Here is a 25,207-nt window from a genome sequence, read left to right as displayed (position 1 = left end):
CGTCAGCGTCGGCGCGCGGCGGCCTTGCGTGCCGGTGCGGCCTTCTTCCTGGCCGCGGCAGGCTTGGCGGCCGACTTGCCGGCCGCCGCCGCGCGCGCCGCGCGGTTGGCCACGCCGCCGGCCATCTCGGCCGCCTTGCGGGCCGGCGCCATGCCGACCTTGATGGTCTGCTCGGCCGCGTCGAAGCTCTGCTTCACCAGGTTGCCGGCGAGCTGCTTCGCGGAGTCGGAGGCCACGTCCTTCATGGTGCTGGCGGCCAGCTGGGTGAACTGCTTGGTCAGTGCGCCCCACCACTGCGTCGGGTCGACGATGCCGGTCACCGGTGCGGCAGTGGCGCGGGATTTCGCGCGCGGTGCGGCGCGCTTCTTCGCCGGCGCGGCCTCGGCCGGCGCGTCGTCGGAGTGGTCGTCGGAGGGCGCGGGCGGCGCGCCGGCCGGCACCTCGTCGGGCAGCTTGATGCGCAGCGATTCGCGCAGGTCGGCCACCTGCACGTTCATGGTCTTCAGCGTCGACAGCGTCATGCGCTGCACTTCCAGCGCCTGGATCGTGGCGCCCAGCATGCGCGCGTTCTGCTCCAGCCAGAACTGCACGGTGCGCAGCTCCTCGATGCGCTTCTCCAGTTCTTCCGGGTTGAGCGTCGGTGCGACCCACTGGCCGATGTTGGGCAGCACCGAGCCGGCGTTCTTGACCAGGCCCTGCAGGAAGTCGAAGCCGGGAACCAGTTTCGCGAAGTCGGGGGGGGCGGCAGTCATCGGCGGTCTCCTGTTGTTGTGGTCGTGGGGCCAGCCATTGTGCGGCGCCGCGCCGCGCTTGTGCACGGTTCGCGCTAGGCAAGAACCCGCCTCGGCGCGAACGACCTCAGCCGCCGGCCTCGATGCGCAGCACGCCGCCCTGCTGCTGCCAGCGCAGCCGCCCCAGCACGTCCATGCCGAGCAGGGGCTTGTCGCCGAGCGCCGGCAGCACCACCAGCGGCAGGCGCTCGACACGCACGCCGCCGTCCAGCACCAGGTCGGCCCGCGCCACGTGGCCGCGCACCACGCCACCGGCGGTGCTGGAATCGATGCGGCCGATGGCCTCGAGCTTCAGCTCGTCGGCCAGCGCCGCCGAGATCGCGCTGCGCGTCGCGCCGGTGTCGACCAGGAAGTCGACCTCGCGGCCGTTCAGCCGCGCGGGCCAGTGGTAGTGGCCGTCGTTGCCGCGCCGGATCTCGATCACGCCGCCCTCGTGCGAGAAGCGCGAACGCTGCTGCTGCGCCTCCAGCGCCCGAAAGCCGAGGAACACCGCCAGGCCCAGCAGCAGCCAGACGGTGGCGATCTTCAGGGTGCGGGGGAACTCGGTCATGCGCCGCAGTGCACGGATCAGCCCGGCGCCGCCACCGTCTGCTCGATCGCGCCGAACACGCTCTGGCCGTCGCTGCCCTTCATTTCGATGCGCACGGTGTCGCCGTAGCGCATGAATTCGGTGACCGGCGCGCCGCCCTCGATCGTCTCGATCGCGCGCTTCTCGGCGATGCAGCTGTAGCCCTTGGACCAGTCCTTGTTGCTGACCGTGCCGCTGCCGACGATGCTGCCGGCGCGGACCCGGCGCGTGGTGGCCAGGTGGGCGATCAGCTGGCCGAAGTGAAAGGTCATCTCGGGCCCGGCCTCGCACAGGCCCACCTTCCTGCCGTTCCACTGGGTCTGCAGCGTGAGGTGCACGCGGCCGCCCTGCCAGGCCGTGCCCAGTTCGTCGGGCGTGACGGCGACCGGGCTGAAGGCGGTGGCCGGCTTGCTCTGCAGGAAGCCGAAGCCCTTGGCCAGCTCGGCGGGGATCAGGTGGCGCAGGCTCACGTCGTTGGCCAGCATCAGCAGGCGGATGCCGTCGATCGCCGCTTCCGGCGACACGCCCATGGGCAGGTCGCCGGTGATCACCGCGACCTCGCTCTCGAAGTCGATACCCATCTTCTCGCTCGGCACGACGATGTCGTCGCAGGGGCCGAGCAGGTCGTCGCTGCCGCCCTGGTACATCAGCGGGTCGGTGTAGAAACTCTCGGGCACCTCGGCGCCGCGCGCCTTGCGCACCAGCTCCACGTGGTTGAGGTAGGCCGAGCCGTCGGCCCACTGGCAGGCGCGCGGCAGCGGCGCCATGCACTGCGCGGGCTCGAACGCGAAGGCGTGGCGGGCCTTGCCCTGGTTCAGCGTCTCGTACAGGTCCTGCAGCTGCGGCGACAGGAAGTTCCAGTCGTCCAGCACCTGCTGCAGGCGGCCGGCGATGCCGTTCGCGTGATGGGCCGTGGACAGGTCGCGCGAGACGACGACCAGCTGGCCGTCGCGCGAGCCGTCCTTGTAGGTGGCGAGTTTCATCGGTGTCGGTCTCCTCGGCGGGGCCGCGGCCCCGTTGGCGAAATTTCGATACAGTGAATCAGTTTCGTCATTGTAAATTTGCCGTCGTGTCCACGCGTTCTCCTTCCGCCACGGTCGGTGCGGCCATGATGCCCGGGCGCGCCGGTATCCAGTCCGTCGAGGTCGGCTATGCCGTGCTCGACGCGCTGGCATCCGCGCCCGACGCGATGATGCTGCGCGATCTCGCCGCCGCCTGTGCCATGAGCGCGGCCAAGGCCCACCGCTACCTCGTGAGTTTCCAGCGTGTCGGGCTCGTGGCTCAGGATCCTGCCACCAGCCGCTACGACCTCGGCCCGACGGCACGGCGCCTCGGTCTGGCCAGCCTGGCGCGGCTCGACGGCCTGGCGGCCGCGCGCGCGGCGGCGGCCCGCCTGTGCGAGGCGATCGGCCACACGACGGCGCTGGCCGTGTGGAGCGAGCGCGGTCCCATCATCGTGCATTGCGAGACCCCTTCGTGTCAGCCGCTCACCATCGGCCTGCGTTTGGGAAGCGTGATGCCCTTGTCGAGTTCCGCGACCGGCCGCTGTTTCGCCGCCTGGTTGCCGCGCGAGCAGATCGCGGCCGTGCTGGCGCGTGAACGCGGCGCCAGGCCGGCGCGCCCCCTGGCGCGGCTCGCCACCGGGTCCGGTTGGGCCACCCGGATGGCGGCGGTCCGCGCGCGCGGCGCCGGCACGGCCGACGGCGATCCGCAACCGGGTCTCGTCACCTGGTGTCATCCGGTGTTCGATGCCACCGGCCGCCTCGTGCTGGGCCTGGTCACGCTGGGCCCGAGCGCCGCCTTCAACGGCCGGGCCGGCGGCATGATCGATCGGGCCGCGCAGTCGGCCGCCGCGGCGCTGTCGCGCGAGTTCGGCGCGGCGGACGCCGGTCCGGCGCCCGCGGCGACCCGGTCCCCGAGGCGCCGCCGATGAGACGGCACGGCGCGCTGTGGCTCACCGGCCTGGCTGCGGCGGTGCTGTTGCTGCACGCCTGGGCGCTCGAGGGACTCGGGGGGGCGCGCCCCGACGCGCCCTTGCCCGCAGCGGCGCCGGGGCGATCGGTCTGGGCGCTGGCCTCGCCGGCCGGGGCATCGCTCGCGCCGCCCGTGCTGCTGGCCAGCGCCGAAACCACCGTGACGCTGCCCGTGCTCGAGGCGCTGGCGGCGGCGCGGGCCGCGCCGCCGGCGCCCAGCGTCCGGCCTGTCGAGGTCGCGCCGTCGCGCCGTCGCGCCGTGGCCGATGCCGAGCTGTCGGCGCTCGAGGCGAAGGACGAAGCCGCGCCCGCCGCGCTGCCCGACGACCTGCTGCTGGCTGTTGCGACCACGGCACCCGCCGCGGCGGCGACCGGTGGCGACGCTGCACCGCCGACCTACCGCACCCGCATCCCGGCCGCGGCCAGGGTCGACTACCGCCTCAGCCGCGGCGCCATCACCGGCAGCGGCGAGATCGACTGGCGACCGCAGGGCAGCGGCTATGTGCTGCGGCTCGAGGGCCGGGTGCCGATCATCGGCACGCTGATCACGCAGACCAGCCGCGGCGGCTTCGACGCCGCCGGCCTGGCGCCGGAGCGCTACACCGACAAGCGGCTGCGGCGTGCCGAGCAGGCGGCCAGCTTCCAGCGCGGCGCCGGGGTGATCAGCTTCTCGGGGCAGAGCCCGGAGCAGCCGGTGACGCCCGGCGTGCAGGACCGCCTGAGCGTGATGCTGCAGCTCGCGGCCATCGCCAACGCCTGGCCCAAGCCGCCGCCGGCCGGCGAGCACTTCCTGATCCGGGTGGTCGGGGCGCGTGGCGATGCCCACGTCTGGTCGCTGCGCTTCGAGGGCCTGCAGTCGGTCGACACGCCGGCCGGCAGCGTGCGTGCGCTGCGCTTCCTGCGCGAGCCCGAGGGCCCGCAGGACACCCGCGCCGAGTTCTGGCTCGACCCGGCCCGCCAGTACCTGCCGGTGCGCGCCCGCCTCACCGACGGCAGCAGCGACGCGTTTGAACTGCTGCGGGTGAACTGAGTCGAACCCTGCAGGCGATGGGGTTCCTGGCTTGAAATTTGCGTCAGCCCCATCACCTGGCCCTCAAAGGGGAAGTCCATGCAGATGCTCTACAACTCCGACAGTTTCGCCGTGGTGCAGTTCGAGGTGGCGTCCGAGGAACCGGACGTCCGCGAAGGCGTGCCCGGGCTTACGCGGGGCGGCTACGAGATCGTCGACAAGTTCGCGCGCAAGGAGATCTTCATCGAGGGCGCCCTGGCCGCGAGCTTCCGCGAGGGCGTGGACGCGCTGATCGAGACCTCGCCGTCCGAAGAGGAGATCGACGCCTATGTCAGTCGCTACGCGGCGCTGATGCAGCAGCCGCTGGTGCTGCACTGACGGCGGGCGCCTCCGGAGGCACGGCGGCTTCGGCGTCGGTCGCAGCGAGCGGTTCCTTCGCGGGCGCCGCGCTCTGCGGCTCGGCGGCCGCCGCCTGCACCACCAGGTGCACGAACTGCAGCTTCGCCACCACCGGCCGCGGCAGCACGAAGGGGTAGAAGTCGTGCTGGCCCATGCTGCGCGACAGCTCGTTGAGCACGCTGGTCAGGGCCACCCATTCGTTGACGAAGCCCAGGAAGTGGGCGGCGCCGGGATCGTCGGGGCGCCACAGCACGTCGGCTCCGAAGGGCTCGATCTCGATCGCCACCGTGCGGGCGTCGAGGCCGAAGCTGAGCGCGGTGTCGTGCGTGTCGACCATGTGCAGGTAGTGCGCCCAGGTCTCCGCCCAGTCCTCCCACGGGTGCGTGCTGGCATAGCTGCTCACGTGGCGCTGCGCCCAGTCGGGCGCCGGCCCGTTGGCGTAGTGGCGCTGCAGCGCCGCGGCGTAGTCGTCGCGCTCGTCGCCGAACAGCTCGCGGTAGCCGTCCAGCCAGGGTGTGCCGTCCACCAGCCGGTCCCAGTAGTAGTGGCCCACCTCGTGGCGGAAGTGCCCCAGCAGCGTGCGGTAGGGCTCGCGCATCGCGGCGCGGATGCGTTCACGCACCGCGTCGTCGGCCTCGTCGAGGTTCAGCGTGATCAGGCCGCTGGCATGCCCCGTCATCACCGCGGGCGCGCCGGGCAGCGGCGCCAGCACGTCGAACATCAGGCCGCGTTCGGCGTCCCGGTCGTCGCCAGCCACGCGCGACGCGACCGGCAGGCCCAGCGAGATCAGCTGCGACACCAGGCGCCGCCGGGCCAGCTCGATGCGGCGCCACAGCTCGGCATGGTCGGGTTGCGTCAGGTCGGGAATGGTGCGGTTGAGCCGGCAGGCCTGGCACAGCGGCTGGAAGCGGCCGTCCGCCGAGGCCGGCACCAACCAGTTGCAGCCGGCGATGGTGTCGAAGTTGCCGCAGCGCCGGTACAGCGTCTGCGCGTCGCCCTCCACGTGCCAGGTGGTCTCCTCGGGGCCCGGATCGAGGGCCAGCACCTGCCCGCGCCGCGGCTCGTAGCCCAGCGCGGCGCCGCAGCCGTGGCACAGGCTGTTGCGGAAGAACACCGGCCGGCCGCAGCGGCAGCGGTAGCTGCGCGGCACGCGCGGCGTCGGCAGGCCGGCGTCGGTCGGGTTCGTCGGCAGATCGGCAAGATCGGTCATCAGGGGCTCCGCGGCCGTGGGGGCGCCGCTGCGAACGAGTGTGTCATGCAGCGGCCGTTCCGTTGCCGGTTGTGCAAGGCCTTGCACACCGAAGCGATCTGTTGCACGGCGGCCCACGCACGGCCGCGGCCGTGGCCGCGCCGGCGATAGAAGCCGATACTGTCCGTCCGCGTCTCCACTCCCTCTTCTTCACGCATCCCATGTGCCAGCTGCTCGGCATGAACGGCAACACGCCGACCGACATCGTGTTCAGCTTCACCGGCTTCGCGACGCGCGCGGTCGAGCACAAGGACGGCTTCGGCATCGCCTTCTTCGAGGGCCCCGGCGTGCGTTGCTTCGTCGACCACCACAGCGCCAACGATTCGCCGGTGGCCGAGATGGTGCGGCGCTACCCGATCCGCAGCCGGCACGTCATCTCGCACATCCGCAAGGCCACGCAGGGCGGCGTGGCGCTGCAGAACACCCACCCCTTCGTGCGCGAGCTGTGGGGCCGCTACTGGGTGTTCGCCCACAACGGCGACCTGAAGGATTTCCACCCCAAGCTGCATGCCGCCTTCCATCCCGTCGGCGACACCGACAGCGAGCGCGCCTTCTGCTGGCTGCTGCAGGAGCTGGCGAAGAACCACGCGTCGGTGCCGAGCGTGCGCGACCTGACCGAGACGCTGCGCGAGCTGGCGCCGCCGGTGGCCCGCCACGGCAGCTTCAACTTCCTGCTCAGCAACGGCGACGCGCTGTGGGCGCACGGCGCCACGCGGCTGCACTGGCTGGTGCGCCAGCACCCGTTCCGCCACGCGCGGCTGCAGGACCAGGACCTGACGGTGAACTTCGCCGAGCACACCACGCCGAACGACCGCGTCGCGGTCATCGTCACCGAACCGCTGACGGCCGACGAGGACTGGCAGGCCTTCGCACCCGGCGAACTGCGGGTGTTCCAGGACGGGCAGGCGCTCGACGCCTGAACCGGCACGCCACGCGATGGACCTGCTGATCAACGGCCGCTTCGTGCCGCTGCCCGACGAGGCCGTCGACCCGGCGATGCCGCTGCTGTGGGTGCTGCGCGACGTGCTGCAGCTCACCGGCAGCAAGTACGGTTGCGGCATCGGTGCCTGCGGCGCCTGCACCGTGCGGCTCGACGGCGTGCCTGCGCGCTCCTGCGTCACGCCGCTGTCCGCGGTCGGCGGCAGGGCGGTGCAGACCATCGAGGGCCTGGGCAGCGCCGAGCGGCCGCACGCGCTCCAGCGCGCCTGGGTGCTGCACCAGGTGCCGCAGTGCGGCTACTGCCAGAGCGGCCTGCTGATGGCCGCCGCGGCGCTGCTCGAGCGCCAGCCCCGGCCGAGCGACGCCGACATCGACGCGGCCCTCACCAACCTCTGCCGCTGCGGCACCTACCCGCGCGTGCGTGCCGCCATCCACACGGCCGCGGCGGCCCTGGCGGCGCCGCGCGCGGCCACGCCCCCGCCGCCGAAGCGCGCGCCATGAAGCGCCGCACGCTGCTGCTCGGTGCGGCGGCGGCCGGCGGCGGCCTGCTGCTGGGCTGGGCGGCGCTGCCGCCGCGTTCGCGGCTGGGCGACCGTGCGCTGCTGGCGCTGCAGGCCGGCGAGGTGGCGTTCAACGGCTGGATCAAGGTCGCCGCCGACGGCGGCGTCGCGCTGGCGATGAATCGCAGCGAGATGGGCCAGGGTGTGCACACCGCGCTGCCGATGCTGGTGGCCGAGGAGCTCGACATCGGCCTCGACCGCGTGCGGCTGGTCCAGGCCGGCGCCGATGCGGTCTACGGCAACGTGGCCACCTTCGTCGCGTCGCTGCCCTTCCACCCGCGCGACAGCGAGCCGGGCCGCAGGACCGCGGTGGTGAAGGGCGGCGAGTGGGTCGTCGCCAAGCTGGCGCGCGAGCTCGGCATCAACATGACGGGCGCGTCGACCAGCATCGTCGACGCCTGGGAGCCGCTGCGGCTGGCTGCGGCCACGGTGCGGGCCCAGCTGGTGGGAGCCGCCTCGCTGCGCTGGCGCCTGCCCAAGGAAGAGATCGTGGTGCGCGACGGCGTCGTGTCGCATGCCTTCGGCGTGCACGCGCATTTCGGTGAGCTCGCCAGCGCGGCTGCCGGCACGCCGGCCGGTGACGTGGCGCTGAAGCCGCGTGCCGCCTGGACGCTGATCGGTCGCGACACGCCGCGCACCGATGTCGTCGCCAAGAGCAACGGCAGCGCCGTCTACGGCCTCGACGTGCGGCCCGAGGGCCTGCTGTACGCCGCAGTGCGCATGTGCCCGGTGCTCGGCGGTGCGCCGCAACGCATCGGCAACGAGGACGAGGTGCTGCGCCGCCCCGGCGTGCAGCGGCTGGTGCGCCTGCCGGCCCGGGCCGGCGCGACCGCCGGCGTTGCGGTGGTCGCGCGCAGCAGCTGGCATGCGCGCCAGGCGGTGGAGGCGCTGGCGATCGACTGGGCGTTGCCGCCGGCCGGCACGGTCGATTCGCAGGCCATCGCCGCATCGCTGGAGGCCGCGGCGCGCGACGCTTTGGCGCAGGACGGCGGCCTCGCCTATCACCGCCGCGGCGATGTGGCGGCGGCCGGGCGCGAGGCCGGCCCCGGCGCACGCACCGTCGAGGCGCTCTACCGCGCGCCCTACATCGCGCACGCCGCGCTCGAACCGATCAACTGCACCGCGCAGGTCCGCGACGGCCACGTCACCGTGTGGGCGCCGACCCAGGTGCCCGGCATCGCCCGCGCGCACGCGGCGCGCGCCGCCGGGGTCGACGAGCACGCGGTGACGCTGCACGTCACGCTGCTGGGCGGCGGCTTCGGCCGCCGGCTCGATGCCGACTTCGTGGCGCAGGCCGTCGCGGTGGCGCAGGAGACCGGCGGCCGGCCGGTGCAGCTGCTGTGGTCGCGCGAGGAGGACACCACGCACGACTACTACCGCCCGGCCGCGGCCGCGGCGCTGAAGGCGGTGCTGGGGGCCGATGGACGGCCGCTGTCGCTGCGCGTCGCGAGCGCCGGCGATGCCATCACGCCGCGCTGGATGGAGCGCGGCCTGCCCTGGCTGGCCGGCCCGGTCGACCTGCCCGACAAGACCACCGCCGAGGGCCTGTTCGACCAGCCCTACGACATCGCGCACCAGCGCATCGCCCACGTCGCCACGCGCAGCGGCGTGCCGGTCGGCTACTGGCGCTCGGTCGGCCATTCGCACAACGCCTTCTTCCTCGAGAGCTTCATCGACGAACTGGCGCACACGGCGCAGCAGGACCCGGTGGCCTACCGGCTCGCGCTGCTGGCCGGCAGCCCGCGCCACGCCGCGGTGCTGCAGCTCGCCGCGGCGCAGGCCGGCTGGGGTCGGCCCTTGCCGGCCGGGCGTGCGCGCGGTGTGGCGCTGCACGAGAGCTTCGGCAGCATCGTCGCGCAGGTGGCCGAGGTGTCGCTGCCGGCCGGGGGCGTGCCGCGCGTGCACCGCGTGGTCTGCGCCGTCGACTGCGGCACCGTGGTCAACCCCGGCATCGTGCGGCAGCAGATGGAGGGCGGCATCGTGTTCGGCCTCAGCGCCGCGCTGCACGGTGGCATCGACATCGTGGCCGGCGCGGTGCAGCAGAAGAACTTTCCCGAGCAGCCGCTGCTCACGCTGGCCGAGACGCCACGGATCGAGACCCATCTCGTCGCCAGCGAGCACCCGCCCGGCGGCGTCGGCGAGCCCGGCACGCCGCCCATTGCGCCGGCGGTGGCGAATGCGCTGTTCGTGTTGACCGGGGTGCGGCGGCGGGGGTTGCCGTTGCGGGGATGAGGGGGCTGCTGTTTCCTCAGCGCGCCGCGTTCAGCGCCGCCCGCGTGGCCAGCGCCACCTGGCGCGCCGCGCTCGCGAACTCGGCATCGCGGCCGGCGTACAGCACCGCGCGCGAGGAGTTCACGATGATCGGCGCGCTCGTCGTTGCCTTGTCGCCGCGCCAGGCCGCCTTCACCGTCGCCGCCGCGTCGCCGCCCTGCGCGCCCACGCCGGGGATCAGCAGCGGCAGCGTCGGTGCCAGCGCGCGCACGCGCGCCAGCTCCTCGGGGAAGGTCGCGCCCACCACCAGGCCGAGCTGGCCGTTGGTGTTCCACGGGCCCTGCGCGAGCTGCGCCAGGTGCTCGTACAGCCGCGGTGTGCCCTCCACGTCGGCCAGCCGCTGGTTCTGCAGGTCGCTGCCGCCGGGGTTGGAGGTGCGGCACAGCAGGATCGCGCCCTTGCCGGGCCAGCGCAGGTAGGGCTCGACCGAGTCGAAGCCCATGAAGGGCGACAGCGTCACCGCGTCGGCCTGGTAGCGCTCGAAGGCCTCGCGCGCGTATTGCTCGGCGGTGCTGCCGATGTCGCCGCGCTTGGCGTCCAGGATCACCGGCACGTCGGGCGCCACGCGGCGGAGGTAGGCCATCAGCCGCTCCAGCTGGTCCTCGGCGCGGTGCGCCGCGAAGTAGGCGATCTGCGGCTTGAAGGCGATCACCAGGTCCTTGGTGGCGTCGACGATGCGGGCGCAGAAATCGAAGATGCGCGTGGCGTCGCCGGTCCACGGCGCCGGGAACTTGGCCGGCTCGGGGTCCAGCCCCACGCACAGCAGCGAATCGTTCAGCCGCTCGGCGGCCAGCAGGCGGGCGCGAAAGCTCATGTCGTGTGCGCCCTCAGCCGCCGATGCGCTGCGCCAGCTCGGCCGCCTTGCCGGTGTAGTTGCCCGGCGTCAGCGCGCGCAGGCGCTGCTTCTCGGCCTCGGGCAGCTCCAGCGTCTCGATGAAGGCGGCGAGCGACTCGCGCGTGATCGCCTTGCCGCGTGTCAGCTCCTTGAGCCGTTCGTAGGGGTTGGGCAGGCCGTGGCGGCGCATCACGGTCTGGATGGGCTCGGCCAGCACCTCCCAAGCGGCGTCGAGGTCGGCCGCCAGCGCGGCCTCGTTGACCTCGAGCTTGCCGAGGCCGCGCGAGAGCGAATCCCAGCCCAGCAGCGCGTAGCCCAGCGCCACGCCCATGTTGCGCAGCACCGTCGAGTCGGTCAGGTCGCGCTGCCAGCGGCTGATCGGCAGCTTCTGGCTCAGGTGCGCGAGCAGCGCGTTGGCCAGGCCCAGGTTGCCCTCGGCGTTCTCGAAGTCGATCGGGTTGACCTTGTGCGGCATCGTGCTCGAGCCGATCTCGCCGGCCTTGAGCTTCTGCTTGAAGTAGCCCAGGCTGATGTAGCCCCAGACGTCGCGCGACCAGTCGATCAGGATGGTGTTGGTGCGCGTCACCGCGTCGAACAGCTCGGCCATGTAGTCGTGCGGCTCGATCTGGATCGTGTACGGGTTGAACGCCAGGCCGAGCTGCTGCTCCACCACGCGGCGGCTGAAGGCCTCCCAGTCCAGCTCGGGGTAGGCCGACAGGTGGGCGTTGTAGTTGCCCACCGCGCCGTTCATCTTGGCCAGCAGCGGCACCGCGGCGATGCGCTGGCGCGCGGTGGCCAGGCGCGCCACCACGTTGGCGATCTCCTTGCCCACGGTGGTGGGGCTGGCGGTCTGGCCGTGGGTGCGGCTCAGCATCGGCAGGTCGGCGAACTGGTTCGCCATGCGCGTCAGCGTGGCCACCAGGCCATCGAGCGCCGGCAGCAGCACGCCCTCGCGGGCGGCACCCAGCATCAGCGCATGGCTGGTGTTGTTGATGTCCTCGCTGGTGCAGGCGAAATGCACGAACTCGCCGGCCGCCTGCAGCTCCGCGTGGCCGGCGAACTTCGACTTCAGCCAGTACTCGACTGCCTTCACGTCGTGGTTGGTGGTCTTCTCGATGTCCTTGATGGCCTGTGCGTCGGCCTCGGCGAAGCCCGTCACCAGCGCTCGAAGGTGAGCACGGGCTTCGCTGCCGAGCGGTGCCAGTTCGGGCAGGCCTGCGTCGCTGAGGGCGATGAACCATTCCACTTCCACCTGCACGCGGCGGTGCATCAGGCCGAATTCGCTGAGCAGCGGCCGCAGCGCGGCAAGCTTGGCGGCGTAGCGGCCGTCGAGCGGCGACAGGGCGGTGAGGGCGGTCAATTGCATGGGAAGCGGTCGGTCGTGCGGGCGCGCCACGGGCGTGGCAGGGAGCTTGCAATTGTAGGAGGGGGGCTTGTGCCACACGGCCCCGGAAGGCGGCGGTCCGGTCGGGGCGGCTGGCTAGAATCGTTTCGCACCCCACACCCCACCTCCCATGAAACTCATCGGTTCCCTCGCCAGCCCCTACGTCCGCAAGGTCCGTGTCGTGATGGCCGAGAAAAAGCTCGAGTACAAGTTCGTGCTCGACGACGTGTGGGGCGCGGAGACCTCCATCTCCGAATCCAACCCACTCGGCAAGGTGCCCTGCCTCGTGATGGAGGGGGGCGAGGCGGTGTTCGACTCGCGCGTCATCGTCGAGTACCTCGACATGCTGTCGCCGGTCGGCAAGCTCATCCCGCCGTCCGGTCGCGAGCGCATCGAGGTGCGCACCTGGGAAGCGCTGGCCGACGGCCTGCTCGACGCCGCCATCCTGGCGCGGCTCGAACGCACCTGGGCCGGCCGCAGCGAGGCGCAGCGCAGCGACGCCTGGGTCGACCGCCAGATGGCCAAGGTCGACGCCAGCCTGCAGGCGATGAGCCAGGGCCTGGGCGACCGCCCCTGGTGCGGCGGCAACCACTTCACGCTGGCCGACATCGCCGTCGGCTGCGCGCTCGGCTGGCTGTCGTTCCGTTTCCCGCAGATCCCCTGGCGCGACGATCATCCGTCGCTGGCCAAGCTGCTCGACAAGCTGAGCCAGCGACCGAGCTTCGCGGACACGGCGCCGCCGGTGGCCTGAGAAGCCGCGCCCTCACCGCGGCCCCGCTCAGCCCGCCGCCGCTCCCGGCAGCGGCAACTCCAGCGTCACCGCCCAGCCCTCCGGGTGCGGGCCGCTGTCGAGGCGGGCCGACAAGGCCGCCGCGCGGCGCTGCATGTTGGCCAGGCCACGACCTCCGTGCACGATGGACGGCGGCACGAACAGCGGCATGTCGACCTGCGCCTCGCTCATGCGCTGCTGCAGGCCGTTGTCCACCACCGCCAGCGCCAGCCGCTGCGTGCCGCGCGCCTCGAGGCGCAGCCACACCACGGTGGCGTGGGCGTGCTTGATCACGTTGGTCAGCGCCTCGCGCACGATGCGCAGCACGTGCAGCGTCTCGGCCGCCGGCAGTTCCACCTCGCTCGCCGCGTCGTCGAGCTGCCACACCAGCCGCACGCCGGCCGCGCGCAGCGAGGGCTCGACGCGGAAGCGCAGCTCGGCCAGCGCCTCGATCAGCGGACGCTGGTCGGTCTCCAGCGAGTCGAGCGCGAGCCGCAGCTCCACCAGGCAATCGTCGAGCGTGAGCTTCAGGTCGCGCAGCGGCTCGTCCACGCTGCGCGGCTCGCCGCCCGGCGGTGGCAGTGACTGGCGCTCCACCTGCGAGGTCAGCGCCATCGCCGCCACGAGCCGGCCGCCCAGGCCGTCGTGCATCTCGCGCAGGATGCGGTCGCGCTCGGCCAGCACGGCCTGCCGCTGATCGCGCAGCCGCGTGCCCTCGAACGCCATCTGCAGGTCGCGCTCCTTCTGCGCCACGCGGTCCAGCAGGTCACGGTTCAGCGCGCGCAGTTCGGCGCTGGAGCGCGTGAACTCGTCCACCAGCAGCCACGCCGCCACCGCGATCAGCAGCAGCACCGTGTAGCGGCTCCAGGCCACCGGATCGCCGGCCTCCGGCTGGCCGAACACCCACAGGTCGCGCAGGCCGATCGCCAGGCCGATCACGGCGGTGACGGTCAGCAGCAGCGCGGGCGCGCTGCGCTGCTGCCGTGCCGCGGACGCCAGCGCCCACAGCACGCCCATCGCCATCGCCAGCGTGCCGGCCCGCAGCAGCATGCCGAGCGTCGGCGCCGGCAGCAGCACCGCGCCGGCCGCCAGGGCCAGCGCCACGGCGGCCCAGCCGCCCAGCACGAGGCGGGTGCGCGGCGCGTCGCGGCCCACCACGTTCATCGCGTACAGCGCGCCCAGCACCGCGATCCATGCGAAGCCCGCCTGGTGCAGCACCACCGTCCATGGCCCCGCGTCGGGGCCCGGGCCGCCAGGCAGCGTGGCCTCGCGCACGGCCCACAGGAGGCTCGCGGCGCCGAACCAGCCATAGCCCGAGCGCCGCGCGCGGCCCGCCAGCAGCAGCGCCAGCACCCCCAGTGCGCCGGCCGCGCCGGCGATCCAGGGGCTGCGCAGGCCGCTCGTGTCCACGGCGACCAGCGGCGCGGCATGGCAGCCGCTGCCCGACAGGCCGATCGCGACCAGCAGCACGCCCAGCCCGCACGCCCCGCCAGCGCGCGGCGCAGCGGGTGCCCGCCTCGTCGCGGGGCGGGCCGGCTTCACGCCCAGCCGGGACGCGACTGCGCCTGCACGGTGGCGCGGGCGCGCTGCCCCAGCTGCAGCTTGCGGTAGACGTTGCGCACCGCGGTGGCCACGGCGCTCGGCGTGGTCAGCAGGCGCTCGGCGATCTCCTCGCTGACGTAGCCCTGGGCCACCAGCCGCAGCACCTCGTGCTCGCGGGCGCTGACCTCGTGGTCGCGGCGCGAGGGCTCGTCGAGGTCCATCATGCCGGTGTCGCCACCGCCACTGCCGAACTCCGAGAAGCCCGAGTCGCGGAAGCTCGTGTCGCTGAAGCCGTCCTCGCGGAAGCGCTTGAGCAGGTGGCGCGCGATCGCCGGCGAGATGGGCGACTCGCCGCGCGCGGCCTGCTCCACGGCGCGCACCAGTTCCTCCGAGGTGCAGCCCTTCAGGAAGTAGCCGTCGGCGCCGGCCTCGATGGCCTGGATCACGCGCGCCTCGTCGCCGAACACCGAGAACACCAGGATGTGCGGGTGCCACACGCCGTCGATCGCGGGGGCATGGCTCAACTCGCCGATCAGCTCGGTGCCGTCGCCGTCGGGCAGGCCCAGGTCGGACAGCAGCACGTCGGGGCGGCACTGCGGCAGGTCGATGCGGGCGATGCCCAGCCGGTTGGCGTGGCCGACGCAGCGGATGCCGGGCGCTTCGTTCAGCGTGTCGAGCACATGCTGGGCCACCAGCGGATCGTCTTCGACGAGATAGACCTTCAGCACGCTTGTCGTCTCCTGGGGACTGTGACTCTGGGGCGATCGGGGCCGCCTGCCGGGAGCTTAGTCGTTCACGCCGCCGCTGTCGCCAGCGGATCGGGCTGGTGCAAGAAGGAATGCGCACTCGCGCGTGGCCAGTAGAGCCGGAACACCTGGTGCGGCCAGTCGATCTCGCCGCGCTCGGCGGCCAGCAGCGCGCCCGGCTTCACGAACGGCAGCAGCGTCGCCAGCAGCTTCACCTCGTGGTCGGCCACGCGCCGCACGATGTGCGCGGCGGTGATCTCGCGCGGGTGCTGCAGCCCGGCGGCCTGCACCAGTTCCTTCAGCGCGCGCAGCGTTTCCTGGTGGAACATGAACACGCGGTCGGCCTTGGTCGGCACCACCAGCGCCTTCTGGCGCATCGGGTCCTGCGTGGTCACGCCGGTCGGGCAGTGGCCGGTGTGGCAGGCCTGCGCCTGGATGCAGCCCAGCGCGAACATGAAGCCGCGCCCCGCGTTGCACCAGTCGGCGCCCAGCGCCATCAGCCGCGCGATGTCGAAGGCACTCACCACCTTGCCGGCGCAGCCGAGCTGGATGCGATCGCGCAGCCCGATGCCGGTCAGCGTGTTGTGCACCAGCATCAGCCCCTCCTGCAGGGGTGCGCCCACGTGGTCGGTGAACTCCAGCGGCGCGGCGCCGGTGCCGCCCTCGGCGCCGTCGACGACGATGAAGTCCGGCAGCAGATGCGTCTCTCGCATCGCCTTGGCAATCGCGAACCACTCCCACGGGTGGCCGATGCACAGCTTGAAGCCCACCGGCTTGCCGCCCGACAGCGTGCGCAGCTTCTCGATGAACTGCAGCATGCCCACCGGCGAGTCGAAGGCGGCGTGGCGCGACGGCGACACGCAGTCCACACCCACTGCCACGCCGCGCGCCGCGGCGATCTCCGACGTCACCTTCGGGCCCGGCAGCACGCCGCCGTGGCCGGGCTTGGCGCCCTGGCTCAGCTTGAGCTCGATCATCTTGACCTGCGGGTCGCGCGCGGTCTCGGCGAAGCGTTCCTCGCTGAACGAGCCGTCGTCGTGGCGGCAGCCGAAGTAGCCCGAGCCGATCTCCCAGATCAGGTCGCCGCCGTGCTCGCGGTGGTAGCGGCTGATCGAGCCCTCGCCGGTGTCGTGCGCGAAGCCGCCGCGCTTGGCGCCGGCGTTGAGCGCGAGGATGGCGTTGGCGCTCAGCGCGCCGAAGCTCATCGCCGAGATGTTGAAGATCGACGCGCTGTACGGCTGCGCTCGCTCGCCGCCCACCGTGATGCGGAAGTCATGGCTCGCGAGCGTGGTGGGCGCGATGGAGTGGTTGATCCACTCGTAGCCCTCGGCGCCCACGTCGTGCTGCGTGCCGAACGGCCGCTTGTCGGGCTCGCCCTTGGCGCGCTGGTAGACCAGCGAGCGCTGCTGGCGCGAGAACGGCGCCGCCTCGTTGTCGCCCTCGATGAAGTACTGCCGCATCTCCGGCCGGATGAACTCGAAGAAGAAGCGCAGGTGGCCGATCACCGGGTAGTTGCGCAGCACCGAGTGGCGCGACTGCCGCACGTCGTGCACGCCGGTGCCCACGAGCGCCAGGAACACCAGCAGCACCAGGCCGCCGCTGCCGGTCACCACCCACACCAGCGCGCTCAGCAACGCGCCGACCGCACAGGCCAGCCAGACGACGTAGCGGATCGGGAAATGTTCGTTCAGACGCAACAGCCAGGCGGGCATGACGGATTCCTCGGGGCGCGGTGACCCGGGGATGCTAGCCCTGCCGCGTGTCAGTGCGCCGGTCCGACGGGTTGGGGGTTTCCACGGGCGCCGGGCTGCGCAGCGGGGGCTTCGAGCTGCCGGTACACCGCCGTCGCCAGCGCCTGCAAGCGGGCCCGTGGCAGGTCGGCGCTCAGCGCATAGCCCTGCCGGCCATCGACCCAGTAGAAGCTGTGCGTCGGGCCGTCGCCACGCCACTGGAAGGCGGCGGGGGCCGAGGCGCCGGGCGCAGCCGCGCTGCCCAGCACCGACACGTACAGCGTCACGCGCTGCCCCTGCGCGTCCTCGTACATGAACTGCGCGCGCGCCTGCCCGGCCTCGCCGGGCAGCAGCCGACCACCGACCAGCCGCAGCCCCTCGCCGTCGAGCGCCGGCACGCGCAGTGGCGCGCCCAGTCGCTTCGACAGCCACTGCACCAGGTGGGCCTGCTGCGCCGCGTCCACCTCGACCGGGTGGCGCTGATCGGGCACGTAGACGGCGTGCGCGGCCATCGCTTCGCGCACGAAGCCCGGCGCCGCCACCTGCGCCGCCTCCGGCGGGGGCCGGCGCCACTCGGCCGCGCCGTAGCCGAGCAGCGCGCCGAGCGCCAGCAGCAGGCCGGCCGCCAGGGCCTCGAACCGTCGCGCGCGGCGCGGCGGCGCGATCAGCGCGCGCGTCAGGTGCGGCGGTGCCGGCTCGGCCAGCAGATCGGCGTGCAACGCCTGCAGCCCCGCGCGCTGTGCCTGCCAGGCGGCCACGCGGGCCGCCTCGTCGGGGTGCGCGGCCAGCCACTGCGCCACCTCGGCGGCACGACCGGGCGCCAGCTGACCGTCGACCCAGGCGTGCAGTTCGGTCTCGCCGGGTCGCGTGTCCATCGGGCCGTCCTTCACTTCACCACCTTCAGCGCCGCGCGAGGTGCCGGCGCGCCGTCCATCAACTGGCGCAACTGCTCGCGCGCCCGCGCCAGGCGCGACATCACCGTGCCGACCGGCACGCCCAGCATCTCCGCGGCCTCGGCATAGGCGACCTGCTCCACAGCGACCAGCAGCAGCACCTCGCGCGCCGCCGTCGGCAGCAGCGCCAGCGCACGCTCCAGGTCGAGCCGCATCACCGTGCCCGGGGTCGGATCGTGGCGCGGTTCCAGCGCTGCGTCGAGCGCCACGCTCGGGTGGGCGCTCGACTGCCGCCACTGGTTGGCGTGCAGGTTGTGCATCAGCGCGAGCAGCCAGGCGCGCAGCGCGGCCTGCACGTCGGCACCCGGCGCGCCGGGCGGGCGCCACAGCGACCACTTGCGGCAGGCCCGCTCCAGCGTGTCCTGCACCAGGTCGTCGGCGCGTGCCGCGTCGCCGACCAGCAGCCGGGCGTAGCGGCGCAGGCGCGGAATGTGAGCGATGGCGTCGGCGGCGTCCAAGGCGGCGCGTGCGGGCCCTAGGGCGTCGCGGCGTGCCACACGCCGTTGACGCCGTCGCCGGTCTTGTCGCCCGGCTTGGTGTCCTTGGCCCAGTAGTACAGCGGGCGGCCCTTGTAGGCCCATTGGCGCGTGCCGTCGTCGCGCGTCACCACGCTCCAGTCGCCGCTGGCCGCGTCCGCGGTCGCGGCGGCGAGCGGCGGCCAGTTGGCGGCGCAGGGACCGTTGCAGACGCTCTTGCCAGAGCCGGCCGTGTCGCGGTCGAACACGTACAGCGTCATGCCATTGGCACCGGCCAGCACGCCGCCGGCCGTCTTGGCCGGCGCCGCGGCGTGCGTGCCGTACGAGCTGCCGTAGCCGGCGCAGCCGGCGACGAGCGCGGCGATCGGGGCGAGGGCGCAGAGGAACGGGATCTTGCGGTTCATGGAGCCTCCGGGGGTGGTCTGTCGTGGTGAACAGTCCAGCCCGCCGGCTTATTCCGTCACGCGCCAAAAAAATTCTGCAGCTCGGTCGCCGTCAGCGCCGGCAACTCCTCGGGGATGAAGTGCCCGGCCGGCACCGCGTAGCCGCTCACCGCGCCGCTGCACGCGGCCTGCCAGTCGGCGATCGGCTGGAACTGCTTGGCCACCACGCCGCGCGCGCCCCACAGCACGTGCAGGTCACAGGCCACGCGCTGGCCGGCCTGGCGGCTGGCGCGGTCGTGCTCGAGGTCGATGCCGGCGGCGGCGCGGTAGTCCTCGCAGGCGCCGTGCACGCCCTCGGGCGTGCAGAAGCCGCGGTCGTAGTCGGCCAGCGCCTCGGGCTCGATGAACGCGATGCCCTTGCTTCCCCAGCCGCCCAGCGTGTGCCGCAGGTACCAGCCCGGGTCGGCGCCGATCTGCTTCTCGGGCAGCGGCGCCGGCTGGATCAGGTAGAACCAGTGGTAGTAGGCCTGCGCAAAGGCCATGTCGGTGCGCTCGTACATCGTCAGCGTGGGCACGATGTCCAGCACGCACAGCTTGCGCACCGCCTGCGGATGGTCCAGCGCCAGCCGGTGCGCCACGCGCCCGCCGCGGTCGTGGCCGGCCACGAAGAAGCGCTCGTGGCCCAGCGCGCGCATCACGCCCACCACGTCGGCCGCCATCGCGCGCTTGCTGTAGTTGGCGTGGTCGTGCGTGCCGGGCGGCTTGGCCGAGCGGCCGTAGCCGCGCAGGTCGGGCATCACCAGCCGGTAGCGGTCGGCCAGCCGCTGCGCCGCCCGATGCCAGATCGCGTGCGTCTGCGGGTAGCCGTGCAGCAGCAGCAGCGGCGGCCCGTCGGGCGGGCCGCCGACGCGGGCGAACAGCGTCACGCCGTCGATGTCGAACGTGCGGCTCTCGAAACCTTCGAACCAGTGGCTGCCCATCGTCGTTGCTCCGTTGTCCGTCGAGGCGCCCGTCATTCCTCGTCGGCGGTGATCACCAGGCCCAGCCGCGCGGCGCGCTGCGTCTGCGCCACCGCCGTCAGGCGCAGCGGCTGTCCGGCCGGGACCTGGCGGCGCAGCCGCACGTCGAGCGAATCGCGGTCGCCCGGCTGCGTGCTCACGCGGCGCGACCACGCCAGCGCGCCGTCCACCAGCACCCGCAGCTCGTGCCAGGCCTCGCCACTGCCCTGCGCCTTCACGGCCAGGCTGCAGTAGATCTCGAAGCCGCGCTCGCGGCTCGCGTGCGGCGGGATGTCCAGCCGGGCCACGTCGCGCTCGCCCGCGTCGGCGGCCCAGTGCTCGGGCGCCGCGTCGTCGCTCAAGCCGGGCGCCCCAGCTTCGCCAGCCGTGCCGGCTCGACGATCTCGATCCAGTAGCCGTCGGCGTCCTTGATGAAGGCCACGTCCTTCATCTTGCCCTGCTCCGGCCGCTTCACGTAGGTCACGCCGTTCTCGTCGAACCAGCGCACCGCGGCGTCGAGGTCGGGTACCGAGATGCAGATGTGGCCGAAGCCCTGCGGCTTGGCATTGCCGTCGTGGTACTGGAACTCGGCGTCGTTCTCGGTGCCCCAGTTGTGCGTGAGCTCCAGGATGCCGCGCTGCGCGAAGGTCCACGCGGTGCGCTCGCCCACGTCCTGCGGCGCCGCGGCGGCCTCCTCGGCCTGCGCCAGGAAGTAGAGCGAGAAGCTCATCTCCGGAAAGTCCAGCTTGCGCAGCAGGCGCATGCCGAGCACGCGCGTGTAGAAGTCCAGCGCAACCTTCGGGTCCTTCACGCGCAGCATGCTGTGGTTCAGCGTGAAGCCCTTCGTCGCGGCCGGGGCCTGCTCGCAGACGCCGGGCTGTTGTTCGGTGGAGAAGCTCATGGGGGAGGTCCTGTGTCGGGGCCGGAAAGGGCGGGGGCCACGATGATGCCGCAGCGTGCCGGCCGCGGCAGCCAGGCAGACCAAGCCCCGTCGCCCTCGCGGGGCGTTCAGCGCCCGGGGCTCGCCAGCGCCGCGCGCGCCAGCAGCGCCGGCAGCGCGTCGGCCCTTGCCGACACGCAGTAGCCGCCGGCGCCGAAGATGCGCCGCAGCGCCGGCGCCGCCGCCGGGTCCAGCCCCACGCAGCGCACCGTGATGCCGCGCCGCGCCGCGGCCTGCACCGCGCGGCGCGCGTCCTCCACCAGGTAGCGCGGGTCGTGCGTGTCGATGTCGTGCGGCTCGCCGTCGCTCACCAGCACCAGCGTGCGCCGCGCGGCGCGTTGCCGGCCCAGCAGCGCGGTGGCGTGGCGCAGCGCCGCGCCCAGCCGGGTCGACAGGCCGGCGGCCAGCCCGTCCAGGCGCGCCGCCGCGTCCGCGTCCAGCGCATCGCCGAAGTCCTTCAGCCGCCGGTAGTGCACCGCCTCGCGGCCCTCGGAGCAGAAGCCGTGGATCGCGCAGGCGTGGTGCGGCCCCTGCGCGCTGCGGGCCGCCAGCCAGGCCGCGTGGCGCGCCGCCTGCAACAGGCTGGTCGCGCCGTCGTGCCCCCGCGCCGGCCCCGCGCTGGAGGCCGACGCATCGATCAGCCACAGGCTCGCGCGGGGCTCGGCCTGCCGCGCGCGGCGGCGGTGCACGCGCGCGTCGGGGGCCAGGCCGGCGCGGCCGGCGGTGGCGGCCTGCGCCAGCGCGTCGAGGTCGAACTCGTCGCCGTCGAGCTGCGCGCCGCGCGCGAACGCCGGCGTCGCCGGCACGCGCAGCGGCTTGCGCCGTGCGGTGCGGGCGGCCACCGCGTCGCGGCCCGATCGCGGCAGCGCGAGCGGCCGGGTCTCCAGCACCGTGCACCACGCGGGCCGCTGGCGCGCGATCAGCCGGTCCCACTCCGGGTAGCGGTAGCGCGCGGCCTCGGGGGGCGCCTGCGCGGGCTGCGGCGGTGTGTCGCTCGCGCCGGCCGCCTGAGGGGGCGGCACCGGGGTCTCGGCCGCCGGCGCGGCCTGCTCGGGCAGCCACAGCCAGGCGTTGTCGTCGCGGTAGCTCGGCTGCACCAGGTACTCGCGGTCGTTGAAGCCGGCGCGCATCTGGCCGATGTCGTGGCCCAGCCGCGCGGCCAGCGTGCGCAGCGCGGCGGTGTGCGGCACCGCGAGCACCTGGCCGTGGTCGTCCAGGAAGAACAGCCGCCGGCCCTTCGCCACCCAGGGGTGCGGGTCGCCGTAGCCGGCGTCGAGCAGGCTGCGCGCCAGCCGCTGCATCAGTGCCTCGAAGCCGTCGCCCAGCGCCGGGCTGGCGGTGTGGAAGCGCAGCCACAGCCGGCGCAGCCCGGGCAGCTCGCGGCAGGCCAGGTGCTCCACGCGCGCGTCTTCCAGCAGCCCGACCAGCGCACGCACCACCGGCCCGCTGGGGCCGCGCGCCAGCGGCTGGCTGCCGTAGGCGCGGTGCGCGGCGGCGTGGGTGGCCGCGGCGCGGTACCAGTGGCGCGCCGCGCCGTCGTCGGCCTCGTGCGCGGCCAGCGCCACCGTGGGCGGCAGGTGCACGCCGCGCGCCGACAGCCAGGGCCGCGCCGCATCGGCCTCGGCCAGTGCCGGCGCGGCGCGCCACAGCGTGCGCAGGTAGGGCCCGAGCTCGGCGCGCATGTCGGCCAGCGCCAGCCATGGCGGCGCGCCCGCGGGGGGCGAAGCGGCCGCGCGGGCCGGCAGCGGAGCGGCCATGCGCGGGGCGCCGGTCAGAAGCTGGCGTCCACCGCCGCCCGCAGCGCGGCGCCGAGGTCGGGGTCGTCGGACAGCGGCGCCACCAGCGCCATGCGGCAGGCCGCGGCCGGCGCGGTGCCGGCGGCGATCAGCTGCGCGGCGCGCACCAGCATGCGCGTCGACGCGCCTTCGTCCAGCCCCTCGCCCTGCAGGCGGCGCGTGCGCACGCCCAGCGCCACCAGGCTGGCGGCCAGGTCGGTGGGGATGCCGGACTCGCGCGCCACGATCTCCACCTCCACCTCGGTGCCGGGGTAGCTGCAGTCCAGCGCGCAGAAGCGCTGCCGCGTCGCGGCCTTCAGCTCGCGCGGCGCGCCCGGCGTGCCGGGGTTGTAGGACACCACCAGCTGGAAGTCGGGGTGCGCCTTCAGCAGCTCGTTGCGGCGGTCGATCGGCAGCAGGCGCCGCGTGTCGGTGAGCGGGTGGATCACCGCCAGCGTGTCGGCCCGCGCCTCCACCACCTCGTCGAGGTAGCAGATGGCGCCGTGCCGCACCGCCAGCGTCAGCGGGCCGTCCTGCCAGTGCGTGCCGTCGGCATCGAGCAGGTGGCGTCCCACCAGGTCGCCAACGCTGGTGTCGTCGTTGCAGGCCACGGTGATCAGCGGGCGCTGCAGCGCCCAGGCCATGCGCTCCACCAGCCGCGTCTTGCCGCAGCCGGTGGGGCCCTTCAGCATCACCGGCAGGCGCTGCGCGCACGCGGCCTCGAACAGCGCCAGCTCGTCGCCCACGCTGCGGTAGTAGGGCTCGGCGGCGATGCGGTAGGCGTCCATCCGCAGGACGGCGGCCGCGGCGGGCGCCGCCCGGGGCGTGGGCGCGAGCATGTCGATCGCGCCCACCTCAGCGGTGGCCCACGCTGCCCTGGTGGGGCAGGCCCTCGATGGGGGCCTCGTCGGTGCCCACCGTGCTGCGGGTGAAGGACTCCACCTTCTCGCGCATCGCTTCGGGGTCGGCGATCCACTGCGCATAGAAGTCGTAGGGGCAGGCGGCCACGCCCTTGTCGCCCTCGCGCGAGTTGATCATTCCGGTGTAGCCGCGGTGCAGCAGCTTGAACAGGTGGTTCTCGCTCTGGCCGTTGCGGCGGAAATCGCGGATCAGGCTCTTGCTGAGCGCCGCGTACTGGATGCCCATTTCCTCCTCGCCGCACTCGCCCAGCGTGCGGCCGTCGAAGCCGATGATCGCGCTGTGGCCGAAGTACGAGTACACGCCGTCGAAGCCCGCCGCGTTGGCCACCGCCACGTAGGTGTTGTTGGCGAAGGCCATGGCCTTGCTGATCAGCACCTGCTGCTCCTTGGCCGGGTACATGTAGCCCTGGCAGCGCACGATCAGCTCGGCGCCCTTCATCGCGCAGTCGCGCCAGATCTCGGGGTAGTTGCCGTCGTCGCAGATGATGAGGCTGACCTTCAGGCCCTTGGGGCCTTCGCTCACGTAGGTGCAATGGCCCGGGTACCAGCCCTCGATCGGCACCCACGGCATGATCTTGCGGTACTTCTGGACGATCTCGCCCTGGTCGTTCATCAGGATCAGCGTGTTGTACGGCGCCTTGTGCGGGTGCTCCTCGTGCTGCTCGCCTGTGAGCGAGAACACGCCCCACACCTTGGCCTGGCGGCAGGCGGCGGCGAAGATCTCCGTCTCGGCGCCCGGCACCGTGGCCGCGTTGGCGTACATCTCGGCGCTGTCGTACATGATCCCGTGGGTGCTGTACTCCGGGAAGATCACCAAGTCCAGCCCCGGCAGCCCGGCCTTCATGCCCACCACCATGTTCGCGATCTGCTTCGCGTTGGCCAGCACCTCGGCCTTCGTGTGCAGGCGCGGCATCTTGTAGTTGACGACGGCCACGCCCACGGTGTCCTTGCTGCTGGAAATGTCTCCGTGGATCATGGGGGCGCTCCTGCTCCTGATGCGGCTGATGAACGAATCCATTCTTCGGTGGCCCCTCCGCCCGGTGAATACGTTGATTGACGTAGGCCGCGCGACGCGCCGCATCGTGTGCGTGACGGCCCTGCTGCTGCTTGCCGCCGGGGCCTGCGGCGCCGCGCAGGACACGCTCGATGCCGACGAGGCGCCCCCCACCCCCGCCAGCCGCGCGCGCTGGCTGCCGCCGCAGGTGCAGCTGCTGCGCGACCTGCGCTACGGCGACCACGAGCGCCAGCGCCTCGACGTGTACCGCCCGGCCCAGGCGCAAGGCGCGGCCACCGTCTTCATGGTGCACGGCGGCGGCTGGGCGCACGGCGACAAGGCCATGGACTCGGTGGTGAAGCACAAGGTGCAGGCCTGGGTGCCGCGCGGCGTGGTGGTGGTGTCGGTCAACTACCGCCTGCTGCCGCAGGCCGCGCCGCTGGAGCAGGCGCGCGACGTGGCCCGTGCACTGGCGTTCGCCCAGTCGCGCAGCGCCGAGTGGGGCGGCGACCCCGCGCGCTTCGTGCTCATGGGCCATTCGGCCGGCGCCCACCTGGTGGCGCTGCTGGACGCCACGCCCGCCCTCGCGGCCGAGGCTGGCGCCACGCGCTGGCTCGGCAGCGTGCTGCTCGACAGCGCCGCGCTCGACGTGCCGGCGCTGATGCAGGCGCGCCACCTGCGGCTGTTCGACCGCGCCTTCGGGCGCGACCCGGCGGCATGGCACGCCGCCTCGCCCTGGCACCGCCTGGCCGCGCGCGGCGCGCCGCTGCTGGCGGTGTGCTCCACGCGCCGCGACGAAGCCTGCGCGCAGGCGCGCCGCCATGTGGAGAAGGCGCAGTCGTTCGGCAGCCGCGCCAGCGTGCTGCCGCAGGACCTGTCGCACCGCGACATCAACCTGCAGCTCGGCGAGCCCGGCGCCTACACCGGCGCGGTCGAATCCTTTTTGCGCTCGCTGGACGCCGGCCTGGACGCCACGCTGTCCGCCGCCGCGCCGCCCCTCTGA

General features: G+C 73.3%; 26 protein-coding genes. 8 read left to right on the top strand and 18 right to left on the bottom strand.

Going from position 1 to position 25,207, the window contains the following annotated elements; translation table 11 throughout:
* Nucleotides 1-2: 2 nt before the first annotated feature.
* From C1M51_RS08105 to C1M51_RS08095, 3 genes are all read right to left on the bottom strand, one after another.
* Nucleotides 3-752 (bottom strand): PhaM family polyhydroxyalkanoate granule multifunctional regulatory protein, encoded by a 750-nt coding sequence (locus C1M51_RS08105; protein ID WP_129448990.1) that lies wholly within the window; start codon nucleotides 750-752, stop codon nucleotides 3-5.
* Between the two features lie 106 nt (nucleotides 753-858).
* Nucleotides 859-1,341, bottom strand: a complete 483-nt coding sequence (locus tag C1M51_RS08100; RefSeq protein WP_129448989.1) for a TIGR02281 family clan AA aspartic protease — start codon at nucleotides 1,339-1,341, stop codon at nucleotides 859-861.
* Nucleotides 1,342-1,358: 17 nt separating this feature from the next.
* The gene (locus C1M51_RS08095; protein ID WP_011831206.1) at nucleotides 1,359-2,342 is read right to left on the bottom strand and encodes a fumarylacetoacetate hydrolase family protein; all 984 of its coding nucleotides are present in this window, start codon (nucleotides 2,340-2,342) and stop codon (nucleotides 1,359-1,361) included.
* Nucleotides 2,343-2,467: 125 nt separating this feature from the next.
* Between C1M51_RS08095 and C1M51_RS08090 the strand changes: the two genes are divergently transcribed.
* The 3 genes from C1M51_RS08090 to C1M51_RS08080 all read left to right on the top strand — a co-directional run bounded on the left by C1M51_RS08090 (nucleotide 2,468) and on the right by C1M51_RS08080 (nucleotide 4,719).
* The gene (locus tag C1M51_RS08090) at nucleotides 2,468-3,292 is read left to right on the top strand and encodes an IclR family transcriptional regulator (RefSeq protein ID WP_129452129.1); all 825 of its coding nucleotides are present in this window, start codon (nucleotides 2,468-2,470) and stop codon (nucleotides 3,290-3,292) included.
* Nucleotides 3,289-4,362, top strand: a complete 1,074-nt coding sequence (locus C1M51_RS08085) for a DUF3108 domain-containing protein (RefSeq protein ID WP_129448988.1) — start codon at nucleotides 3,289-3,291, stop codon at nucleotides 4,360-4,362. Before C1M51_RS08090 ends, C1M51_RS08085 begins: the two co-directional genes overlap by 4 nt.
* Before the next feature lie 78 nt (nucleotides 4,363-4,440).
* A complete protein-coding gene (locus C1M51_RS08080; protein WP_011831203.1) occupies nucleotides 4,441-4,719 on the top strand; it encodes a DUF3567 domain-containing protein in 279 nt (92 codons plus the stop codon).
* On the opposite strand, the gene C1M51_RS08075 is transcribed toward C1M51_RS08080, so the two are convergent.
* Nucleotides 4,673-5,950 (bottom strand): putative zinc-binding metallopeptidase, encoded by a 1,278-nt coding sequence (locus C1M51_RS08075; protein WP_036235937.1) that lies wholly within the window; start codon nucleotides 5,948-5,950, stop codon nucleotides 4,673-4,675. The two genes, C1M51_RS08080 and C1M51_RS08075, sit on opposite strands and share 47 nt — an antisense overlap.
* 200 nt (nucleotides 5,951-6,150) lie before the next feature.
* Here C1M51_RS08075 and C1M51_RS08070 point away from each other — a divergent pair, with 200 nt between their 5' ends.
* The 3 genes from C1M51_RS08070 to C1M51_RS08060 are packed head-to-tail and all read left to right on the top strand — an operon-like array spanning nucleotide 6,151 to nucleotide 9,720.
* On the top strand, nucleotides 6,151-6,909 hold the full coding sequence (locus tag C1M51_RS08070; protein WP_129448987.1) for a class II glutamine amidotransferase: 759 nt from the start codon (nucleotides 6,151-6,153) through the stop codon (nucleotides 6,907-6,909).
* 16 nt (nucleotides 6,910-6,925) lie between these two features.
* Nucleotides 6,926-7,429: a (2Fe-2S)-binding protein gene (locus tag C1M51_RS08065; RefSeq protein ID WP_129448986.1), complete on the top strand. Its 504-nt coding sequence runs from the start codon at nucleotides 6,926-6,928 to the stop codon at nucleotides 7,427-7,429.
* Nucleotides 7,426-9,720, top strand: coding sequence for a molybdopterin cofactor-binding domain-containing protein (locus C1M51_RS08060; RefSeq protein ID WP_129448985.1), 2,295 nt, complete (start codon nucleotides 7,426-7,428; stop codon nucleotides 9,718-9,720). Before C1M51_RS08065 ends, C1M51_RS08060 begins: the two co-directional genes overlap by 4 nt.
* A gap of 16 nt (nucleotides 9,721-9,736) precedes the next feature.
* Here C1M51_RS08060 and pyrF read toward each other — a convergent pair whose 3' ends face one another.
* Entirely contained in the window at nucleotides 9,737-10,573 is an 837-nt protein-coding gene (gene pyrF, locus C1M51_RS08055) for an orotidine-5'-phosphate decarboxylase (RefSeq protein WP_129448984.1), read from the bottom strand.
* A 13-nt stretch (nucleotides 10,574-10,586) separates the two neighbouring features.
* Nucleotides 10,587-11,960, bottom strand: coding sequence for an adenylosuccinate lyase (gene purB, locus C1M51_RS08050; RefSeq protein WP_129448983.1), 1,374 nt, complete (start codon nucleotides 11,958-11,960; stop codon nucleotides 10,587-10,589).
* Nucleotides 11,961-12,108: 148 nt separating this feature from the next.
* On the opposite strand from purB, the gene C1M51_RS08045 reads away from it, so the two are divergent.
* Nucleotides 12,109-12,729, top strand: coding sequence for a glutathione S-transferase C-terminal domain-containing protein (locus tag C1M51_RS08045; RefSeq protein WP_011831196.1), 621 nt, complete (start codon nucleotides 12,109-12,111; stop codon nucleotides 12,727-12,729).
* Nucleotides 12,730-12,756: 27 nt separating this feature from the next.
* Here C1M51_RS08045 and C1M51_RS08040 read toward each other — a convergent pair whose 3' ends face one another.
* The 12 genes from C1M51_RS08040 to C1M51_RS07985 form a co-directional block, all read right to left on the bottom strand.
* Complete coding sequence (locus C1M51_RS08040; protein ID WP_129448982.1) at nucleotides 12,757-14,217, bottom strand: sensor histidine kinase; 1,461 nt, start codon at nucleotides 14,215-14,217, stop codon at nucleotides 12,757-12,759.
* 68 nt (nucleotides 14,218-14,285) lie between these two features.
* Nucleotides 14,286-15,017 (bottom strand): response regulator transcription factor, encoded by a 732-nt coding sequence (locus C1M51_RS08035; protein ID WP_129448981.1) that lies wholly within the window; start codon nucleotides 15,015-15,017, stop codon nucleotides 14,286-14,288.
* 65 nt (nucleotides 15,018-15,082) lie between these two features.
* Complete coding sequence (locus tag C1M51_RS08030) at nucleotides 15,083-16,747, bottom strand: FMN-binding glutamate synthase family protein (protein WP_036236169.1); 1,665 nt, start codon at nucleotides 16,745-16,747, stop codon at nucleotides 15,083-15,085.
* Nucleotides 16,748-16,797: 50 nt separating this feature from the next.
* Nucleotides 16,798-17,640 (bottom strand): anti-sigma factor, encoded by an 843-nt coding sequence (locus C1M51_RS08025; RefSeq protein ID WP_242500001.1) that lies wholly within the window; start codon nucleotides 17,638-17,640, stop codon nucleotides 16,798-16,800.
* 11 nt (nucleotides 17,641-17,651) lie between these two features.
* Nucleotides 17,652-18,176 (bottom strand): RNA polymerase sigma factor, encoded by a 525-nt coding sequence (locus tag C1M51_RS08020; protein ID WP_036251953.1) that lies wholly within the window; start codon nucleotides 18,174-18,176, stop codon nucleotides 17,652-17,654.
* 17 nt (nucleotides 18,177-18,193) lie between these two features.
* Entirely contained in the window at nucleotides 18,194-18,598 is a 405-nt protein-coding gene (locus tag C1M51_RS08015; protein WP_129448979.1) for a hypothetical protein, read from the bottom strand.
* A gap of 56 nt (nucleotides 18,599-18,654) precedes the next feature.
* Nucleotides 18,655-19,557: an alpha/beta fold hydrolase gene (locus C1M51_RS08010; protein WP_129448978.1), complete on the bottom strand. Its 903-nt coding sequence runs from the start codon at nucleotides 19,555-19,557 to the stop codon at nucleotides 18,655-18,657.
* Nucleotides 19,558-19,589: 32 nt separating this feature from the next.
* On the bottom strand, nucleotides 19,590-19,937 hold the full coding sequence (locus C1M51_RS08005) for a hypothetical protein (RefSeq protein WP_129448977.1): 348 nt from the start codon (nucleotides 19,935-19,937) through the stop codon (nucleotides 19,590-19,592).
* On the bottom strand, nucleotides 19,934-20,476 hold the full coding sequence (gene gloA, locus C1M51_RS08000) for a lactoylglutathione lyase (RefSeq protein WP_129448976.1): 543 nt from the start codon (nucleotides 20,474-20,476) through the stop codon (nucleotides 19,934-19,936). Before gloA ends, C1M51_RS08005 begins: the two co-directional genes overlap by 4 nt.
* A 107-nt stretch (nucleotides 20,477-20,583) precedes the next feature.
* Nucleotides 20,584-22,272 carry a nitric oxide reductase activation protein NorD gene (locus C1M51_RS07995; RefSeq protein ID WP_129448975.1) on the bottom strand — a complete coding sequence of 563 codons (1,689 nt, stop codon included), beginning with the start codon at nucleotides 22,270-22,272 and terminating at the stop codon, nucleotides 20,584-20,586.
* 14 nt (nucleotides 22,273-22,286) lie between these two features.
* Nucleotides 22,287-23,129 carry a CbbQ/NirQ/NorQ/GpvN family protein gene (locus tag C1M51_RS07990; protein ID WP_129448974.1) on the bottom strand — a complete coding sequence of 281 codons (843 nt, stop codon included), beginning with the start codon at nucleotides 23,127-23,129 and terminating at the stop codon, nucleotides 22,287-22,289.
* 16 nt (nucleotides 23,130-23,145) lie between these two features.
* On the bottom strand, nucleotides 23,146-24,186 hold the full coding sequence (locus C1M51_RS07985; RefSeq protein WP_036236347.1) for an aliphatic amidase: 1,041 nt from the start codon (nucleotides 24,184-24,186) through the stop codon (nucleotides 23,146-23,148).
* 64 nt (nucleotides 24,187-24,250) lie between these two features.
* Here C1M51_RS07985 and C1M51_RS07980 point away from each other — a divergent pair, with 64 nt between their 5' ends.
* Nucleotides 24,251-25,207, top strand: a complete 957-nt coding sequence (locus tag C1M51_RS07980; protein WP_242500000.1) for an alpha/beta hydrolase — start codon at nucleotides 24,251-24,253, stop codon at nucleotides 25,205-25,207.

It is taken from the genome of Methylibium sp. Pch-M (genome assembly GCF_004136295.1).
In the GTDB taxonomy this organism is placed as follows: domain Bacteria; phylum Pseudomonadota; class Gammaproteobacteria; order Burkholderiales; family Burkholderiaceae_C; genus Methylibium; species Methylibium petroleiphilum.
The sequence above is the reverse complement of the archived record's forward strand: the minus strand, read 5'-3'. Positions and strand labels throughout refer to the sequence as shown.

Excerpts from the sequence above, each read along its gene's own strand:
- C1M51_RS08105 (WP_129448990.1), bottom strand. The coding sequence starts at position 752 with ATGACTGCCGCCCCCCCCGACTTCGCGAAACTGGTTCCCGGCTTCGAC.
- C1M51_RS08100 (WP_129448989.1), bottom strand. The coding sequence starts at position 1,341 with ATGACCGAGTTCCCCCGCACCCTGAAGATCGCCACCGTCTGGCTGCTG.
- C1M51_RS08095 (WP_011831206.1), bottom strand. The coding sequence starts at position 2,342 with ATGAAACTCGCCACCTACAAGGACGGCTCGCGCGACGGCCAGCTGGTC.
- C1M51_RS08090 (WP_129452129.1), top strand. The coding sequence starts at position 2,468 with ATGATGCCCGGGCGCGCCGGTATCCAGTCCGTCGAGGTCGGCTATGCC.
- C1M51_RS08085 (WP_129448988.1), top strand. The coding sequence starts at position 3,289 with ATGAGACGGCACGGCGCGCTGTGGCTCACCGGCCTGGCTGCGGCGGTG.
- C1M51_RS08080 (WP_011831203.1), top strand. The coding sequence starts at position 4,441 with ATGCAGATGCTCTACAACTCCGACAGTTTCGCCGTGGTGCAGTTCGAG.
- C1M51_RS08075 (WP_036235937.1), bottom strand. The coding sequence starts at position 5,950 with ATGACCGATCTTGCCGATCTGCCGACGAACCCGACCGACGCCGGCCTG.
- C1M51_RS08070 (WP_129448987.1), top strand. The coding sequence starts at position 6,151 with ATGTGCCAGCTGCTCGGCATGAACGGCAACACGCCGACCGACATCGTG.
- C1M51_RS08065 (WP_129448986.1), top strand. The coding sequence starts at position 6,926 with ATGGACCTGCTGATCAACGGCCGCTTCGTGCCGCTGCCCGACGAGGCC.
- C1M51_RS08060 (WP_129448985.1), top strand. The coding sequence starts at position 7,426 with ATGAAGCGCCGCACGCTGCTGCTCGGTGCGGCGGCGGCCGGCGGCGGC.
- pyrF (WP_129448984.1), bottom strand. The coding sequence starts at position 10,573 with ATGAGCTTTCGCGCCCGCCTGCTGGCCGCCGAGCGGCTGAACGATTCG.
- purB (WP_129448983.1), bottom strand. The coding sequence starts at position 11,960 with ATGCAATTGACCGCCCTCACCGCCCTGTCGCCGCTCGACGGCCGCTAC.
- C1M51_RS08045 (WP_011831196.1), top strand. The coding sequence starts at position 12,109 with ATGAAACTCATCGGTTCCCTCGCCAGCCCCTACGTCCGCAAGGTCCGT.
- C1M51_RS08030 (WP_036236169.1), bottom strand. The coding sequence starts at position 16,747 with ATGCCCGCCTGGCTGTTGCGTCTGAACGAACATTTCCCGATCCGCTAC.
- C1M51_RS08025 (WP_242500001.1), bottom strand. The coding sequence starts at position 17,640 with ATGGACACGCGACCCGGCGAGACCGAACTGCACGCCTGGGTCGACGGT.
- C1M51_RS08015 (WP_129448979.1), bottom strand. The coding sequence starts at position 18,598 with ATGAACCGCAAGATCCCGTTCCTCTGCGCCCTCGCCCCGATCGCCGCG.
- C1M51_RS08010 (WP_129448978.1), bottom strand. The coding sequence starts at position 19,557 with ATGGGCAGCCACTGGTTCGAAGGTTTCGAGAGCCGCACGTTCGACATC.
- gloA (WP_129448976.1), bottom strand. The coding sequence starts at position 20,476 with ATGAGCTTCTCCACCGAACAACAGCCCGGCGTCTGCGAGCAGGCCCCG.
- C1M51_RS07995 (WP_129448975.1), bottom strand. The coding sequence starts at position 22,272 with ATGGCCGCTCCGCTGCCGGCCCGCGCGGCCGCTTCGCCCCCCGCGGGC.
- C1M51_RS07990 (WP_129448974.1), bottom strand. The coding sequence starts at position 23,129 with ATGCTCGCGCCCACGCCCCGGGCGGCGCCCGCCGCGGCCGCCGTCCTG.
- C1M51_RS07985 (WP_036236347.1), bottom strand. The coding sequence starts at position 24,186 with ATGATCCACGGAGACATTTCCAGCAGCAAGGACACCGTGGGCGTGGCC.